The organism is Mesotoga sp. BH458_6_3_2_1 (genome assembly GCF_003664995.1).
Taxonomy (GTDB): Bacteria; Thermotogota; Thermotogae; order Petrotogales; family Kosmotogaceae; genus Mesotoga.
In genome coordinates, this window is the sequence record NZ_JFHL01000025.1 from 43,269 (window position 1) to 61,170 (window position 17,902).

Here is a 17,902-nt window from a genome sequence, read left to right on the forward strand (position 1 = left end):
CATATTAAGGATGTATTAAAAAACATGTGCTGCGGGAGTATCGATGATGAAAAGAGATTTTTTTAACAGACTTGCTGATCTATTGGAAGATCTCCTCAACCGTTCTACGGATTTAGATAATGAGATTTCAGATGAGATGCTGGATAGGGTGTTTTCAAATGTGATCTACGAGTTATACAACACAGTTAACCTGACTCATGTCCAACGCCTTAGAAATGAAATCATCAACAATCCTTATATGGACAGGACTCTTGATGATGAGTTGCTTTCTGACATTACTCGTGTAAGAGCTCTTATCGCTTCAGTAATCAGAAGACTGCTAGTTGACATCATTGGTGATGGATTGCCTTACGACATTCAAATCGAAAGTGTGCTCGATGCGCTCATCGCCGAATTTTATTTATCCTACACATCGAGCCGACCATCATATCAACTAACAACTCCTTCTCGGTGGGCAGAACTCAACTCAAGGGATTCGTCCACTAACAATACAACTTACACTGGCTATAAGCTTCTTGAATACTGTTTCGGTGACTCCAGTTCTTTGGAGATTCTGAACATTCTCTGGGACCAGTTAATGCAAGATAAAGCTCTTGAAAACTCTGATTCATCCGTGTATAAGAACGCAAAAGAAGTGTACGGTGATTTTGATGCGGACGTTGCAAGCTTTGTTGAAGCCCTGCTTGGAGAAGAGAGTGTAAGTTTGCTGAACAAATACGCAAAAATGATTTTTGGCGAAGAGAGTATTGACAATGTAGCAATTGGGAAGAGTGCACTGGCTATGCTTGGTGCAACGAGAACTGATGAAAGCAAATACAGTATAAGCTCTCGTTCACTGAAAACTATACTGGTAATTCTACCCGCGTTCATGAGCACACTAAAGACAAACCTAGAACTCACAAGCCTTAAGCCAGTAGTAAGCGTATTACAGGCCGAGAAAGAGAACATTCAGAAATCGGCAAATCAGGAAGCAAACAAAATCCGGTTGCAGCTTGACGAGCTTAGCGGGCAGCTTCTAAAGGAAAAGCAAAAGATCAACAGACTTAGAAACAGAAACACCGATTTGGAAACTTTCAAAGATGCGCGTAGCACACTTATGAACACCCTGGATGCTCTCGAACGCGAAAGAGAAGAACTGACTAGAAGTCTTCAATTCAAAGAAGATATACTCAAGCTCACTAGTGATGAATTGTTGAAGTTGAAAGAAACTATGAGCAAAAACCTCAGAGAATTCGTCTTTTCCCGCCCTGTATATGTAAACTATTTCGGCGCAGAAAAAGAGCTACATACTGCATTGCTAAGATACAATGTGATAGTCGAGATCTATAGCCCTTTTGAACCCCCTTCCACGAACTTGAAGAGATCCGATGTAACCATTCTCAATACACAGAGGGCGAGTCATGCAGTCTACTATTGGTTGAAAAGCCGCATAAATGATCTCGTATTGGTGAATAACAGTAACCCCTATCTAATAAAATCGGAGATCTGCAGAGTAATGGGTATTTCTTGACCCAATAATTACCACGTCCCTATAAAAGGATATCCCCATAATGGATCGTTTTCAGCTATGGAGAAATCATCGCCAAGAGTCTTTTCAAAGAGCTGATCAATACACTTCTGAGACAAATCTCTATTGCCCTGTCTTGTATAAACATATGCAAGATCTATGTAAGCCCATTGCAAATTGGGATATAGTGAAATCGCCTTTTCTAGGTCTCTTGCTGCCTTTTCATATTCGAGCAGCATTATATACACGTTTCCGCGAGCAAAATACGCTAGAGCAAATGTGTCGTTTATCTGTATGGCTCTTGTGAAGTCTTGAACCGCATAATCGAGATTGTCCATCATGTAGTCGACTCCCCTAACATAGTAGTGCAATTCATTTAGAGGATCTAACTTCAATGAGCTTCCGCGTATTGCATCAACTCTAGTTACTTCTTGGGCCGAAGAAATTGAACGCCTAAGTTTCTCTTTTGACTCCTTGGAATCAGGCAACGTGAAGTCAGCTGATTTTTTAGCTAGTACTTCTGAGAGTATTCTTTCCATCTTTTCTGGTTCCAGGCCCATTTCATCTTCTTCTCTGCTCTTAGTACCCTTACCGAGAATTCTTTCTAGTAGCACGCGCTTTCCATTCAAGATGTTTTCCTCCTATCAACACAAACATTGTCTTGTTAACGAGCCTGATTTCTTTCTTGCTGATGAGCACTAACGAGATCTAAATTTCCACGGATAGTTGCGTCAAGAAAGTGCTAGGGCTTTCTTCCGGCACATTCCACTAGTTTTCTGGTCTCTTACCAAGAAAAAGAGTTCCTCACCTTCATTTATTATAGGCATAATCCGGTGGCAGAATTATCCTTCTTTGCTATTCAATAGTTCACTTCTACACCCCGAGCGATGAGAGTCTCAATGTCCTGCATATCATCAGAACCAGGCGTGAGATCAAGCATGTTCCATCGCATGTCAACATAGTCTCCCAGACCGAAATCAGGATTGTTGACCAGCGCTGAGATATCAGAGACTTCGTTGAATATGAAGTCCAAAGATTTCAAGTTGTTAAGCCCCTGGAGCGAAGAGATATCACTAACTTTGTTGAAACTGAAGTTAATGCCCTCCAAATGCGGTACATTATTAAGTGCCGTAATGTCGCTCACATTGTTGTGTTCAAAATCTAGCCATTTCAAGTTAGTCAACCCTTCCAGACAAGAAATGTCACTCACTTGATTGTTCTTCAAATGGAGAGTCTCCAGAGAAACTTGATTTGAGAGATAAGAAATGTCGCTTACTTCATTGGAATCAAAACTCAGGAAGTTCAGCTTTGTCAGCCCTAAAAGCGATGAGATGTTGCTAACGTTATTCAAAGAGAGAGTCAAAAACGTTAGATTGCTTAGGCCTGAGAGACAAGAAATATCGCTCACTTCATTTGAACCAAAAGAAAGAGAATCTAGTAGTGTTAGCTCCGAAAGAGGCGATATATCAATCACTTGATTAGATGTGAACTGCAGTAAGGTGAGCTTCTTCAGAAACGAAAGGGCAGAAATGTCGGTGACTTCATTAACACTGAAATTCAACCAATTCAGGTTGATAAGATTCTTTAGAGCTGAAACATCTTTGATTCTGTTGCAGCACACATTCAGGTTCCATAAGTTTGTTAGTTTACGCAGAGGAGATAAATCGACAATGTCATTATTGTCAATCACCAATGTCTCAAGGTGAATCAGATTCTCGATCGCAGAAATGTCGGATATCTCGTTGCGTGGACATTCCAGACGTCGCAGATAAGTCATTTGCTCCACAACAGATATATCTTGAACCTCATTGCTAGAAAATCTCAAATCATCGAGATTAACCAGACCCTCCAAAGCAGAAATATCCTCCACTTCATTCTTGTCGAAATATAAATCCCTCAGATTTGTCAGGTTAGCCAGAGGAGAGATATCTTTGATCTTGTTTGTGAACAAACTAAGCCACGTAAGATTAGAAAGACCCGAAAGAGGATAGATATCAACAATTTCATTCTTCCCAAGATTTAGAGCCGTCACTGCGGTCAAGTTCTCAATGCCATCAAGGCTTCTAACTCCCAAATCATAGACCCCGAGTCCATCAATTTCCTTAACATCGCTCCAGTATAGTTGCCCACTAAGTTTATCAATTTCCTCTCTAACCGCTTGCTCAAGAACCGAATCTTCAAAATGTACCTCAAAGTCGTCTTGACTCCCATCATACTCGAAAGTCCATGTAATAGGTTCAGAATAGTCTCCTTCATTGTCTTGAACCCTTATTTGAAAGGTATGGCTTCCCTGGGAATAACCACTCCAGACATACTGGGATTCCGACTCATTGACAGTCCATGATCCTCCATCTTTGCGCCGTTCACACTTTACAATGTGCCCATCGACATCACTTGCAGACCATGAGAAAGCGTTGGTCCAGTTCGATATTTGGCCCTCAAATCCGCCTTCTTTGATTACCTTTGGAATTATGTTCGGTGGATCATAAACAAAGCTCCACATCAGCACATTAGATATTGCGCCCTTATCATCTATTGCTCTCGCTTCAAATGTGTGCGAAGACTCAGAATAATCTTCCCAAACATAAGAAGTATTGCTACCATGATTTTGCCAGGTTCCACCGTCTTTCCTGTACTCGTATCTGGCAATAACGCCATCAGCATCGGTACCTATCCATTCAAGAGAATTCGTCGATACTTGAATGATACCTTGAAGGCCCCCAACTTTGAGCAATATGGGCGCTAGATTGGATGGGATACAGGATGAAAACACTAAGATCAAAACGAAAGTGATTACCCACACTGATACTCTTTTCATCAATATGCCCCCCATTACGGAACTTGAGCAGGAAACGAGAAAGTCAACATGTTTAGTGAAGATTGCGTATATCTTACAATCAAATTATAGCACTCTGAGTTGTTCAGTCATAGTAGTTTGTCAAAACTGCGACAAGTAAGTTTTGGCTTGAACTTAATGGAACATTGAAAACCAGTTCGCCGAAAACAGACAGGGTCAGACTCCAATTTTCACACTCTCTCCCATGCTGTAAGCAGGCGAAGCATGTTTCATTCTGAATTGCTTTCTTTGTTTTAATTTGGCATCTACATCAATTATTGTCAACTCGACCTGACTCATTCCGATCTCTTTTCAACCCGTACCGACCTCTTCCAGATCCTGAAGTACTTTGCACCGATGTTGAATTTCTTGACAAACTCTGAGTATTCCGGCCAGATGGGCGCTCTGTAGAATTCGCTGCGGCCTATGCCTCCGTTTATGACATATTCGGGCAGAGGGTTGGTCCCGTAGAAGACCGACCGGGCCATTATCTGCCATCTTCTGGTGAAGTCGGTCCAGTTACAGCCGAAGGCTTCCCCTGGCTGGATTATGGCCAGGATCTTAGGAGCCATCCTGTTCTCTAGATAAAGCGCCTGATAAGCCGCGGCGCCGTCCGCGCATATGAAAAGTAGCGAGAACCTGGACGGATTATGGTCTTCACCGTACTCTTCGGTTCTCTCGAATATGAACCATTCGGCGAAGGGCTTCTCGAAGACATCCGAATAATGGTCGGGGCGGTGGTATTCGGCACGGTTTGGGGTGACCCTGATCCTCCAGCCGTTCGGCGCTAGCTGGCTCTCACTTATTGGAAGCTGGCGGATAACTCTGTATCCCCTGAATCCCTTGTTGGCGATCTCTTCGAGCAAGTTCTTCCTGCTTATGGAGTAGTCGACATATACGAAACTATAGACATTTCCCATAAAGTACTCGACCGGATGGCCGTCGTGGCCGCAGGCCGGGTAATACAGAGAGTCTTTCAACACGTCATGAATGTCGAATTCCGCGGGATTCTTTATCCATTCGGGCATTTCGGCCTTCGTCACTTCTTCAAACATCGGAATCACTCCCTTCGTCTGTCGAAATTCTTCTGTCCTGCGATCCGCTCTGTTGAGGTCTGTCGGCCTTGATTGCCTCGACCGGAAGCCTCATGGCCTGAATTGCGTGCAAGGGCAGAAACTCCATGAAAAGGTGCTTTGTGGCTTCTCCAATGAGAAACTGGCCGTAGTCGCTCCTTAGAATGTTGAAGACCTTTACAGGATCGTATTCGCCGGAGACTCTAAAGACTATGTGATTGCCTGAGGGCAGTATCGACGCGTCTGAAGGGATGTCGGTTACCAGCCCTATGGTCGTTATGTCGTCTCTTCTGTTGAAGATGATGTCGTTCTTTCGTAGAAGGGATTTCTCAGCCGCTTTTGTGAGTTCTCCGGCATGCTCCTTTAGAGAGACCAGCTGAACGATGCCCTTCTCATCGACCTCCAAGCGAGGGTACTTGTAGATCTTGCCTTTATACTCTTTTTCATCTGGCTCATGACCTTCGGGAAGGTCGGCATTCTTCGACTTCCGCAAGTATCTGTGTGATTCGAGGAACTCACCGATGGAATCCAGCTCGACGGTCGGGGAAGTCAGGAAGATTTCGTAATCATCGGGCAGCTGATCTTTCTTCACGGGGATTATCGAGTAGTCGCCAGGCACCAGGGAATAGCCGCTATTCTTTATCGTATCTATCGGGACCAGCGCGCATACTCCGCTTTCGCCTCTCCAGTCCCTGAAGTTTCTCATTACTGAACTAAGCAGAAGATTCTCCTCTCTCACTTCGAAGCAGAAAGGCTCTCTGCCGTCGCTCTTGGATACCGACATGAAGACCTGACCTTTCCTGCCGACGGGCTTCGCCTTGTTAAGGACCAGCAAACAGCAGTCGTCGTTTCCGCCGTGAACGGCTCCAAGGGGGAGTTGTATTACTGCTTCAAGCCAGTCGTTGTCTATTATTTCCTTATTTCCTTCTCTCAGCTCTCCTCTCGTAATCAGCGTCACGAGCTTGCCGTCATCCTTCATCGAGCGAATTCCATGGTTAATGAAGTCCCATTGGCTTATGAGACCGGACGAGATATTTAGAATGTTTCGGAGGAAGAAATCAGTCTTCAACTCCTGCAATACCATGCGCTCGCCTGTTGGTGGCTCGATAATCACCCTGTCGTACTGTTCTTCCACATAGAGAGTCTCTTTCGTCGGTTTCACGAGGGAATCGCCCCTTACGAGCTTCGAGACGTCTATCCCGACAAGGGAAAGGATAATCTTTGTGAGTCGCCATTTCCTAGGGTCGATTTCAAGTCCGGCGAAGGAAGTGTAGTCGAAGCCTTCTCTCCTGAAGATTGTGTAGAAGGCACGTCCGTAGCCGAAAGCGGGGTCGTAAACGGTCATTCCCGGTTCGATTTCGAGCAGATCGACCATCATATCAAGTATTTCCATCGGCACTATCATGTCAGAATAGAGAAGATTGGAGTCGATCGCAAATGAGAACATTCCCGTGTAGAAGGGGCCTATCAAAAGATCTATGTCCCTGATGGAGAGTCCGTCGATCATGCCGTCGGCGTAAGCGCAGGTTCTGTAGAAGAGGGGCGAGTCTTCTTTGAACGCCTCGCCCAATTCTCCTTTGAAGTCCATGAAAGCAAATTCCGGGTGCTCGACGATGAGCTCGGATATCGCGCTCTCAATGAGATCGGCCCGTTCCTTCCCGCTCTTTCCGAAGAACACGAACCTCCAGAAGACGCCACTGAATTGTACGTTCTGTGAGAGTTTCTTCAACAACAGGGAGCTCCAGAAGTACTCGATCGCCTTTTCCGAGAGCATCTTGTTTTGTTGACCGAGTTTGGAAAGAAGATACATGAAGTTCTGCACGCTGCCCGGAAAGTCCATCACTGCTCTCCCCCGTCGACCAGCACTGTCTTCGCTACGCGGAAGCCTATAGATGAGTTTGTGTAACGCTCCCCTGTGAAATCACGAGCCGAAATCGTTACTTCTTCACGGTCTTCACGTACGCTTCCGCCACGAAGGATTTTGAACACACCGGTTTCCCCATACGGGTTTATCTCCAGTCCCTCCGAGTATCTGTCGCTGTTGTCGCTGCACAGTTCCCAGACGTTGCCGGACATATCGTAAAGTCCGAGTTCGTTCGGGCTCTTCAACCCGACCTCTCGAGTTCTGTCGGATGAGTTTTCAATATACCAGGCGACCTCATCGACGTCGTTACTTCCGGCGAAGATATAATCTCTGCTCTTGTTACCTCCCCTGGCCGCGTATTCCCATTCTGCCTCGGTAGGCAACCTGTAGCCGGCAACTCTTCTTAAGTCGGTCGTGTGTGAGCCGTCGCAATCAAGCAGCTTTCCCAATTCATCGTACGCCGGGGGCAGGCCTTCCTTTTCGCTCAACCAGTTGCAGTAGGAGATGGCGTCTAACCATTTCACATTCGTAACCGGTTTTGTGCCGTTCGGGGATTCTTCATCCACGGGTTCTTCTGCGCCCGTTTCCCTGCAGAACCTCGAGTACTCCTGACACGTGACGGTGTATCTGCCGATATAGAAATCATAGGTAAGCATCACATAGAGGGTATTACCTTCGGCAATATCTCGTATTCTCCCTACCTCGCTCATCTCGAACTCGCCGTTCTCGACAAAGACGAGATCGTTTTCAGATGTTTCCTGCTGATGGTTCCCTCTCTGCTCGGAAACAGGTGGATTGAGCCTTGCGGGGTCTCCCGAGTACCTCCAGATAGTCACGCAGAAATTATACCCGTTGAAGTACTTCTTCACCCTGTTCGTGTATTCTGGCCAGGGTTCAGTAAAACCTGACATACCGACTATGTATTCAGGCAGGGGATTGTCGCGGTAGAATATCGTCCTGGCGAGGATCTTCTCTCTGAGGGCGAATTCTGTCCAGTTCAAGCCGAAGCCGTATTGCGGGATTACGATGATTTTTGGAGCCATCCGATTTGCGAGATACAGGGCCTGGTAGGCCGCTACCGCCTCGGTGTTGAGAAAGAAGAAGGAGAAGCGTTTCGGATTGTGCGTCTCGTCGTACTCTTCGGTCCTCTCTAAGATGAACCATTCGGCGAAGGGCTCTTTCTGGATTCTACGCTCCGAGTTAGGGTTGCCATCTCGCTCATCCGGCAGGACCTTCTTCCACGAAGGATTCAGAATGTCTAGATATCCTGCGAAGTAACCTCTTTCGCGGTCTCCACGGAAGTGGTCGAACCGCCTCTCTCCTCGCGGATCGTCCTCGCGGTAATACCACGTAAGCGCGTCCCATCCACCCCGATGGAGTCTGTAGGGGTCTATCGATTCTTGTCGGATCACACTGTAACCTGTGAACCCGTACTCGGCCATATCCTGCAGCAGATCTTCTCGGCTTATGAAGTAGTCGATGTACACGAAGCTGTAAACGTTTCCCATGTAGTATTTGACAAAATGGCCGTGAAGGCCGCTGGCAAGGTAGCAGAGAGAGTCCTGCAGAATGTTCCTTATGTCGAACTCCCCTGGGTTTCTGATCCATTCCGGCATTTCCATTGACGGTAGTTCCGTCATCAAACTGACCACTCCTCCTTATGATATTCCGCGATCGAAATCGCTACCCGTTAAACGGGTCTATTGGCTTATCTGACCTCACTACAACCGCACAATGGGATTGTCACTGGATCGGAAACGGGAGAAAGTCTTATGAGTTGATATTCTGTGGAGCTGAGTGATAGTGCTGTTCGGACTGTCCGATGCTTAAAAAGCTACAAGAAAGATTGCACCGGCTGGATACAACGGAGAACAGAAATGTCCGTGTGGGATTTGGATTCTGAAAGTCGACTTAAGGATACTATGGTGTCCGTGGTTTCTGGATTCGACATAAGCAATTGATTCGATAGGATTTGATCTACCTTGGAGACCTCAATTAAACGGTTTTTGAGTAGCGGAGTTAATTCACATCCTGTTGATTCGAATTGTCTAGAATAACTAAGTTAATTATACAGTAAAGTTCATGCCAGTAAGTTACGGCGTTATATCTATAATAATCATCTATTCATTACGAAACACTTACATAATTGAGGGATGAATCCGTTGACTCGTCTATCTCGCCCGAAAGAGACGGCCCTCGTAGATCTCGAACAGTCTCGCAATGCTAGAGCTGTCAAGTCCGGGGCCGATCGATTCTTCCCCAAGTTTGGCGGGCGTGTTTACGGAAGAGTCTCTGTCAATTCGTTACTTACTCCCAAAAATAGCCGGTATCCTCATCTCTTCCAATGCGTCAAACGACATGCCACCAAAGAACATGTCTGCCTTCGCCTTATGGATCAAATGTTTTCCGTAGTCACTACGAAGGACTCTCAAGACTTCAAGAGCATCATACTCTTCCCTTACTCTCAGTACTACGTGATCTCTCGAAAGAATCACCGTCTCATCGTCAAGGATATCTCCGAAAATACCTACGCTCTCTTCTCCCGACCAGACAGAGATAACGATGTCAGACTTTCTAAGGATCCCGGATTCTGTGACCTCCAACGGTGTCCTGAGTTGACTCGCCGAGCGATATAAATCTATGACGCCTTCCGAATCGGTCGACACTCTCTCCAGGATATAGATTCTGCCCGATTTCATCTTGCCATGAAGCGGTGTCTCCGAGTTCAGGCCGTGCTCAGGGCCGTAACCGACTCTATCTGGATTCCTGCCAATAATGAACTCCCCAATCTCTTTAAGCTCTATCATTGGGGCGTTGATGAGTTCTTCAAAACTCACTTTCTTTCTTCTGGGCATACCCGCAGATATAGCATAGTCTCGCGGTCTCAGGGTGTACCCGTTTGCAGTTATAGTCTGAATCGAGACAATGCCGCTTCGATTCGGTTCCGAGAGCCATCCCCTGTACTGCTCTGTGAATCTCGATGGCCAATCGATCGGGTTCCGTATGTCGAACCAGTCGATCTGCCTTTCCGATTCGGGAACCACAAGCAGCACTTTTTCCTTCCTTTGAGTGGGTTTGGATTTGTTTATTACGAGAATGCTTGTCTCTCTTCGAAGGAAGTTTCCCCTACCGATGGGAAGCTCTATTACGGCTTCCAGCCAGTCGTTGTCGACTATCTCACAGATCGGGTTTTCAAGTGCTCTTGTCTCTATAAGGCTTACCATTTTCCCCGTTGGCTTAAGACATTCGATTCCGTGTTTAATGTAGCTCCACTGGCTTCCGGGAACCTTAGATACCTCCAGAATGCCTCTTGTCAGATACCCCGTCTTGATTCTGTAAGAGAGAAGCTTCTCGCTGGATGGCGGCTCGAGTATCACCCTGTCGTACTGAGAATTCGACAGGAGCGAATAGTCTTCCGGCCTGGTTAGCGGGTCTCCCTGCTTCATATTCACGGCGTTCAATCCGAGTAGAATCAAAGCTATCTTTCCGATACTGTGTCTGTATGGGTCTGCCTCCAGGCCGGCGTATTCGAGGTTTTCGAGGGTATTGTTCTTGAAGATACCGTAAAGGGTCCTGCCGAAGCCCGTTGATGGATCGTATATGCTCATTCCATGCCGGACATCTAGCAGTTCTACCATTGAATCGATCACCTGCGGGGGAGCATCCGAACCTCCTTCAAGCAAATCGGATTCCATGGATACCGAGAGCAGAGCCTCGTACAGAGAGCCGCTCTTGTCGAAGATATCCTTCATCGCCAATTGATCGACGAACGAGTCGACGTAAGCGCATGTCTTTTGAAGTAGCTCGGGACCTTCGCTGAAGATCCACAAATACTTGCCTTCATAATCGATGAATCTGAACCGGGGATACCTGCTGATTATCTCCTTCAACGCCTTCTCTATCAGCACCGCCCTTTCAATTCCACTCTTGCCGAAAAGAGCGAACTCTTCGAAGACATCGAAGTAGTTCTCTCGAAACGAGTTCTTTCTGAGCAACATGTTCGTCCAGAAGTACTCTATGGCCCTCTCCGAAAGGCTTCGGTCTTCTTCTCGCAATTTGAATAGGAGATAGATAAAGTTCTCTGCAAAACTTACTAGATCCATTCCAAGCCCCCTTTTTCATTTTTAGTTCAATCAGGTTGTCTTGCTCTGACTGTTTTAACCTGCGTTCCATGGAATCTCCCTTAACATGTTTCCCCGTTCTTCACCTCCTGAAATCTCACTGTTCATATCTTCGCAGACTTAGCCATAGGCGACAGCCACCGGAGCAGCCGATTGCTCGCGCTTGACCGATAGATCGATGAAAAAAGCATTTTCACTATATGTGAATAGAGAGTTTCGCCGAGAATCAATCTCGGAACCTCACGGAGGATAACCTTCTCTGATGACTCTGGAAATGCAATACGATTCAACTACCGCAAGCCTTCCTTCGCACAAGAATATATTCGGGTGAGTGACGACAATGAATAAAGTTGCTGGACGTAACGGCAAGACTATTAAATTAATTATATCAGGAGTGAGATACGCATTGTTTACGTTATCAAAAACTGTACAATGGTAGTAAAGTTAAGATCTTTATTTAGGGGGCAGTTCTTGAAAGGTGTTCTTGTCTGTGGAAAAGAAGGCAGAAGAAGAAGCGATTGCTTGCTGCAGAAGATCCAGGAAAGCTACAGCGGAGATCCCTTCTCCTTTCTCTTCGTAGGACCATCTTCTTTCTTTCTGCGAACGGTGAAAGATTCCTTGGTGAAGAGGGGGCTTTCGATCGCCGCCGGACAGTTCAGTACTGAGAGATCTCTTGCCATGAAAATGGTTAGGGAGATGTTCCCGGATCTCAGAGCCGTTCCCGAAAGAGGCGAAAGAATAGAGATCGCGAAGGCCTTCGAAAAGGTCAAGAAGTACTATCCTTCAGAAAAGGCCACGAGCTACTTTCATGAAGCCATCGTAGTCTTGAAGGAGAATCTCGGAAATTTCGAGACCGCCTTCGGGAGAGAAGACGTCGTTCCCGAGGTTCTGAAGAAAGTCTACGCAGAGCTTCAAGAACACTTTAAAGAAGGCAAGCTTTTCGATTCATACGATGCCATGAGGCTGGCGGCAGTGCAAACCGATCTCGAAAGAGGCGCTTTCGGAAAGACTCTGTTCATAGACGGTTTCTACGATTTCAGTCCGGCAACCAGGGCTTTTCTGAAGAATATTATGCGTTGTTTCGACGAGGTTTATCTCTCATGTCCTGGAGATAGTGATAGAAAAAATCTGTTCAGGGAGAGTCAAACCATTTCAGCTCTCTTCGAGGGCATCGGCTTCGACAAGATAAATGTTGATCGGAGCGAAATCGGCCCACTTACAAAAGTGAATGGGATTCTCTTTTCGGATCGGGAAGAGTTCAATGACACCGGGTGTGAAAACGCTGAGATTGTCGAGTGCAACGATCTGTACGGAGAGGTCGACTTCGTCGCCAGGGAAGTAAAGAGAGCGATAGCGAAGGGAGAACTGAAGCCGGAGGAGATAGAGATTGTAATACCGAATCAGGATTACTGGAGGGTATTGAAGAAATCGCTGAACGACTTCGGGATCCCTGTAGTGAGCAAGAATTCGGTTTCCTTGCTCGAATCGAAGAGCATCCAGACCCTTCTACTGCCGCTTGAAGTGGTATCCGATTCTTTCGAGCCTTGGGGAATCCTCGAAATGATAGATGCCGGCTACGGTGGCGGTACGATAGATTCCGTTCTTTTCGAGAAAGTAATGGCATCGGCCGGTCTGCAGTTCGAAATGTCTGGAGCCACGACAGAGGATGCAAAGAAGGCATGGCTGGAGAAGCTAGAGACTTACAAACGTTTTCTCGGTGCAAAATCTGAAAGCCTAGCCTCCAAAGACGATCTTGACGAGGACTTCTCTGCTCTGTCCCAAATCCAGGAGATAAAAGAAGAGATACGGTTCATAGAGTATGCTGCCAAACCCGCTGTCAAGAGGGTCTTTTCACTTCTGAATAGCATTGATAGAAATGTGTCGATGCCTCTTTCGAAATATGAAGCCTTCTTCCGAGTCTGTGAAGAGAAACTTGGACTAAAAGAGCTTACGGGAAACAAGGAAAAGACATTGGTATCTGAAAACATTGCCTGCGTCGAACAGTTCATTCAAAGAGCCGTTCCTTCACACGCCGGGATTCTTGAAGCTATGGAAATCACCGAGTACGATCCAGAAAAATACCACAAGTCTCTCATGAAGTATCTGGAAGGCGAGGATCTGCGGGGCGAGGCCAATATGGGGGGTGGAGTCGAAGTCCTCTCACTGATCGACTCTCGTTACACTTCGAAGAAGGTCAAGTACTTCATGGGATTCAACGAGGGAAATTACCCCGTTTTGTCTCTCAATCCACTCTATGCGGGCGCGCAGTACTCCGAGCCCAGAGCCAAGGACATTCTGGGCATTCAGGAGAACAGGCAGAAACTGGGCCTTTTTCTGGCGATGAGCGGTGCACAGGAGAGGCTCTGCATAACTTTCTCGAACTCCACGGTCGATGGGAACGTGCTGATGAAGTCTCCTTACGAAGGATCGGTTCTTGGGGCATTCGGCAAATCTGAGCCCAAACCCCACGGCCGCGTAGAAGGCAAGCGCACCGATCTCGTGTCCGTGCCGTCGGAGGCTATGAGCCCGGCGGATTACAGGCTTTCGATAGCCAGTCTGTTCAAGGAGAACCCCGAGGAATGGGAGAAACATAAAAACTCGGAAACAGTCTCCACTCTGGAGAAGAACCTGAGCTCGATCACAAACGACTTTTCCTTCAAGGTCCCCGGCGTGAAAGCAGCCGAGGAGCTGACGGAGAAATGTATTAGCTTCTCTACGGTCGGGACCTACTGCAAGTGCAAATTCAAGTATTTCTTGAACTATGTGCTTGGGTTGCAGCCTGTTCCGGAGGAGATACTAGAGCTTTCTCCCATGGATGCGGGAAGCGTTTTTCATGCCGTTCTCAGCGATCACCTCGGAAGTGGCGTCGCGCTAGATGAGAGCCTCGAGAAGAATCTCCGGAGGTTTTCTGGCGGCATAAACAAGGCGCTCTTCAAAAGGCGCTACGATCAGATGTTGAAGATACTTACAGAATATATGGATTACGATCAATCGGAGGAGACCAGTGCCGGAAGGACTGTATTCCGTACGGAGCTCTCCTTTGGGTTCGATACATCCGATTACGGCCCGCTGAAGCTGACCCCCGAGATTTGTGTACACGGAATCGTAGACAGGATCGACACTTGTGAAGATGGTACGCTATTTGTCATCGACTACAAGAGCGGCAAAAGTCTGGGATCAGCGATGGCCGAACAGCTTATACTCTATTCGATGGCAGTCGAAAACGCCTTCTCGGAAGAGAACAAAGTGGTGAGCGGGGGAGAATTCAGGCTCATAAAGGGTAAGAATAAAGCCAACAATTTTTCGATCGATTACTCTTCGGGTGAAAGAAAGTGGAAGTTCGACGGCAAACTGAAATTCAAGATTTGCGAGACTGCCGAAAAGGGAAAGATTTCGGACGATGAGTTTGTCAGAGCCGTTGAAGAGATAATCAAAAGCGTCCAGTCGGGCGATTTCTCCATCGAAACCTGGAAAGGAAAAGCATCTAATTGCTACAGGTGCGAAAACGAAGGAATCTTCAACATTCTGAAGTGGAGACAAAAAGGCGGGCCAAGCGATGAATAAAAACACATTCATCTCCGCTTCTGCAGGCACCGGCAAGACATACAGGCTGGTGGAGGAATACATGGGAATTCTTCGCTCCGACGAAAAGCTGGGCATCGAAAACATCCTGGCGATTACCTTCACTGAAAAGGCCGCTGCGGAGATGAAGGAGAGAGTGGCGAAGGCGATACTGGAACAAATAGATAAAGCTGCCAGCGAAGGCGAGCGGAAAAGATGGAAAGAAATCAATTCAAGGGTCATGCACGCCTGGATCTCGACTATCCACTCCTTCTGCGCGAGAATACTCAGGGAGTCTATTCTGAATACGAGTTCCGATCTGGATCCTGGATTTTCTATTATTACGGGAACGAAGAAGATACTCGAACTTCAGGCCCTTGGAAGGTTCTTCTCGCGCAATCTCGATTCTCTGGATGAAATGATAGACATCTACGGCCTGGACAAGACTTACAAGATTCTTGAGGACTGCCTCTCCAAACAGAGACACAACATGTATCTCTACAGCCCCATTGAAAACAAAGATAAGGAAGAGAACGCCGAGAAGATCTCCAGAGCGACAGCTGTCTGCCACGAAGCATTCAAGAAGCTAAACAAGGAATACGAGGAACTGACATTGAAGAAGGCTCAGCTCGACTTCGAGCAGTTGCTGGAAGAGACAAGGAAGATGCTGAACGACAATCCCAAGATAGCAGATGAATATTCCAAGAGGTTCAAGTACATTCTAGTAGACGAGTTCCAGGATACGGACGAGCTTCAGGCGGAGATTATCAGTAAGTTGACGGCTTCGGGAAATGTGAAGGTGCTTTTTGTAGGGGACGACAAGCAGTCGATTTACCGGTTCAGGGGAGCGAATGTCGAGATCTTCAATCTGACAAGAAGGAAATTCGAAGAAAGCGACGACGCCACGGACACTCTCGGAAAATCATACAGGTCGCACCCGGAGATTGTGAAGTTCCACAACATATTCTTCAAGAAAGTGATGAGCAACCCAACGCTTGAGGCATTTGCGTCGAGGTACGGCAAGAATGTGGAGGCCCTTGAGCCTCACGGTGACAGGAGAGAAAAGCGGTTAAGAATACTTGAAAGCAAAGATAAAGACCACGCAGGACCCATCGCTGCTCATATACGTTCGCTTCTGGATGAGGAGCTCGATTTCAGAGAGGGAAAATCTGTTGTAACGCGCAAGATACGGCCAGGAGATATAGCCATACTCCTCAGGAAGTTCAAGAACGTTGAAAAGTATCAGGAGGCGCTTGAAGCAAATCGGATTCCTTACTATACGGTGGGCTCTAGAAAGTTCTTCCAGCGGCCCGAGATAGCCGGACTTATAGCATTCGTAAGTTTTCTCGGCAATCCCGCAGACGACAGGGCCTTCCTGTCGTTCTTCCTTTCTCCAGCATGGGGAGGCACGCTTCAGGATGCGGCGAGACTCAAGGAGAAATACAGTCACTTCTATGATTGCATTATGAGGAGCGAAGACAAATCCTTCGTCGATCTTCGCACGATCATAACAAGGTATTCGCGCCTTGCGAGACTACTTAAGCCGGGAGAGATTCTCGACTCCTTCGTCGGAGAGACGGACTACCTTCCGAAGATGACGCTCCTTGCAATGCCCGAGCAGTGTCTGGCCAACGTAATTAAATTCCTTCAAATATCCAAGGAGCTCGACTCTCTCGGGATAAGTTTGAGGGAGTTTTCGAAGAACATTGAATTGTATTCCGAAGAGGCAGACGAGGGTGAAGCGGCCCTGGAGAACGAGAAGAGCGACAGCGTGAAGATAATGACAGTCCACCAGGCAAAGGGGCTGGAATTTCCCGTTGTGATCGTTGCCGAGATGACGGAGAATCCGAGGAAAGAGACCCCTTCAATGCTTTTCGACACAGCTTCGAAAGGCTTCACTCTTTACAGCAAGGAACTGACGACGGACGACCTAGACATGGTGTATAGAGCAGATCTGAGAAAACAGGTCGAAGAAGAGAAGAGAACCCTCTATGTTGCGCTTACAAGACCCAGGGAAATACTTGTAATGAATGTCGACAAAGAGGCCATGGAGAAGGATCTGAAAAAGAAGAGAGACGATACGGCTATCGGCTGGCTTCCTCAGATAGTGATTGGCCTTTACAACGATGAAACCGGGCAGCTGGAAGATGAGCTCGAGGACCTGGCTACTTTTGTGAAGGCCCCGGCTATCATTGAAGGCGCGGAAATTCGACGTGAAGAAACCCCGTGGGAAGAGCCCGATAACGGTTACATGAAGCGCTTCGATCATCTCAAATTCAGGAGAATAGTCTCACCCACTACGCTCGACTTCGATGACAAACAGACAGAGATTCTGGAACTTGACAGTATCGAAAGAACTTCACGTTCCTCAACGGCCGAAGGGCTGTACGTTCACAGGATCTTCGAGCAGCTCGGAAACCCCGCTGGAAGACCAAAGGGAAAGAGACTGAATGAGATCCTGAGCGATCCTGAACTTCTAAGAGAGTCGGCGGCCCCTGAAAGGGCAAAGGAGATCCTGGAGCAACTGAAGGAGCTTGGCCATCACGAGATAATTCGCGAAATCGAGGACTCAGAGGTTTGCAGAAGCGAAGTGCGCTTTGAGAGAGCCTTCGACAAGTTCATACTGGCGGGCGTAATCGACAAACTCTACAAGACATCTGAAGGCTGGAAGATCGTTGACTTCAAGCTGGCCGAAAAGAGAGCTGACATGCTTGAGAGATACAAGTTCCAGATGGAGTTCTACCTGTATCTTCTGAAGAATTCTCTCGACCCTGTTTCGGCGACTATTCTGTATCTCAAAGACGGGGATACGGAGACCGTGACTCTCCAAAACACTCGCGACTTCGAAATCAGACTCGAAAACCATGTGACCCATCAAACAGAAGAAAACTGAAAACAGTCTCTGATTGGCTTTGCTGTATGGAACGGACTTGATGACGG

9 protein-coding genes are annotated in these 17,902 nt (G+C 47.1%); 3 read left to right on the forward strand and 6 right to left on the reverse strand.

What is annotated here, in order from left to right:
- Positions 1–46 precede the first annotated feature (46 nt).
- Positions 47–1,510 carry a hypothetical protein gene (locus tag Y697_RS11575; RefSeq protein WP_121551759.1) on the forward strand — a complete coding sequence of 488 codons (1,464 nt, stop codon included), beginning with the start codon at positions 47–49 and terminating at the stop codon, positions 1,508–1,510.
- A gap of 8 nt (positions 1,511–1,518) precedes the next feature.
- Here the strand turns inward: Y697_RS11575 and Y697_RS11580 are convergent, their stop codons facing one another.
- From Y697_RS11580 to Y697_RS11605, 6 genes are all read right to left on the reverse strand, one after another.
- Positions 1,519–2,136, reverse strand: coding sequence for a tetratricopeptide repeat protein (locus Y697_RS11580; RefSeq protein ID WP_121551760.1), 618 nt, complete (start codon positions 2,134–2,136; stop codon positions 1,519–1,521).
- Between the two features lie 230 nt (positions 2,137–2,366).
- On the reverse strand, positions 2,367–4,325 hold the full coding sequence (locus tag Y697_RS11585) for a leucine-rich repeat domain-containing protein (protein WP_183083799.1): 1,959 nt from the start codon (positions 4,323–4,325) through the stop codon (positions 2,367–2,369).
- Between the two features lie 314 nt (positions 4,326–4,639).
- Entirely contained in the window at positions 4,640–5,398 is a 759-nt protein-coding gene (locus tag Y697_RS11590; RefSeq protein ID WP_121551762.1) for a hypothetical protein, read from the reverse strand.
- Positions 5,391–7,256, reverse strand: coding sequence for a class I SAM-dependent DNA methyltransferase (locus Y697_RS11595; protein ID WP_121551763.1), 1,866 nt, complete (start codon positions 7,254–7,256; stop codon positions 5,391–5,393). Before Y697_RS11595 ends, Y697_RS11590 begins: the two co-directional genes overlap by 8 nt.
- On the reverse strand, positions 7,256–8,920 hold the full coding sequence (locus tag Y697_RS15020) for a formylglycine-generating enzyme family protein (RefSeq protein WP_259462533.1): 1,665 nt from the start codon (positions 8,918–8,920) through the stop codon (positions 7,256–7,258). The genes Y697_RS11595 and Y697_RS15020 overlap by 1 nt, the downstream gene beginning before the upstream one ends.
- A 663-nt stretch (positions 8,921–9,583) precedes the next feature.
- Positions 9,584–11,383: a class I SAM-dependent DNA methyltransferase gene (locus Y697_RS11605; protein WP_121551764.1), complete on the reverse strand. Its 1,800-nt coding sequence runs from the start codon at positions 11,381–11,383 to the stop codon at positions 9,584–9,586.
- A gap of 489 nt (positions 11,384–11,872) precedes the next feature.
- Here Y697_RS11605 and Y697_RS11610 point away from each other — a divergent pair, with 489 nt between their 5' ends.
- Both Y697_RS11610 and Y697_RS11615 read left to right on the forward strand, forming a co-directional pair.
- On the forward strand, positions 11,873–14,965 hold the full coding sequence (locus Y697_RS11610; protein ID WP_183083800.1) for a PD-(D/E)XK nuclease family protein: 3,093 nt from the start codon (positions 11,873–11,875) through the stop codon (positions 14,963–14,965).
- Positions 14,958–17,855, forward strand: a complete 2,898-nt coding sequence (locus Y697_RS11615) for an exodeoxyribonuclease V subunit beta (protein WP_121551766.1) — start codon at positions 14,958–14,960, stop codon at positions 17,853–17,855. Before Y697_RS11610 ends, Y697_RS11615 begins: the two co-directional genes overlap by 8 nt.
- The last annotated feature ends 47 nt before the right edge of the window (positions 17,856–17,902 follow it).

Excerpts from the sequence above, each read along its gene's own strand:
- Y697_RS11615 (WP_121551766.1), top strand. The coding sequence starts at position 14,958 with ATGAATAAAAACACATTCATCTCCGCTTCTGCAGGCACCGGCAAGACA.
- Y697_RS15020 (WP_259462533.1), bottom strand. The coding sequence starts at position 8,920 with ATGACGGAACTACCGTCAATGGAAATGCCGGAATGGATCAGAAACCCA.
- Y697_RS11605 (WP_121551764.1), bottom strand. The coding sequence starts at position 11,383 with ATGGATCTAGTAAGTTTTGCAGAGAACTTTATCTATCTCCTATTCAAA.
- Y697_RS11585 (WP_183083799.1), bottom strand. The coding sequence starts at position 4,325 with ATGAAAAGAGTATCAGTGTGGGTAATCACTTTCGTTTTGATCTTAGTG.
- Y697_RS11590 (WP_121551762.1), bottom strand. The coding sequence starts at position 5,398 with ATGTTTGAAGAAGTGACGAAGGCCGAAATGCCCGAATGGATAAAGAAT.
- Y697_RS11575 (WP_121551759.1), top strand. The coding sequence starts at position 47 with ATGAAAAGAGATTTTTTTAACAGACTTGCTGATCTATTGGAAGATCTC.
- Y697_RS11595 (WP_121551763.1), bottom strand. The coding sequence starts at position 7,256 with ATGGACTTTCCGGGCAGCGTGCAGAACTTCATGTATCTTCTTTCCAAA.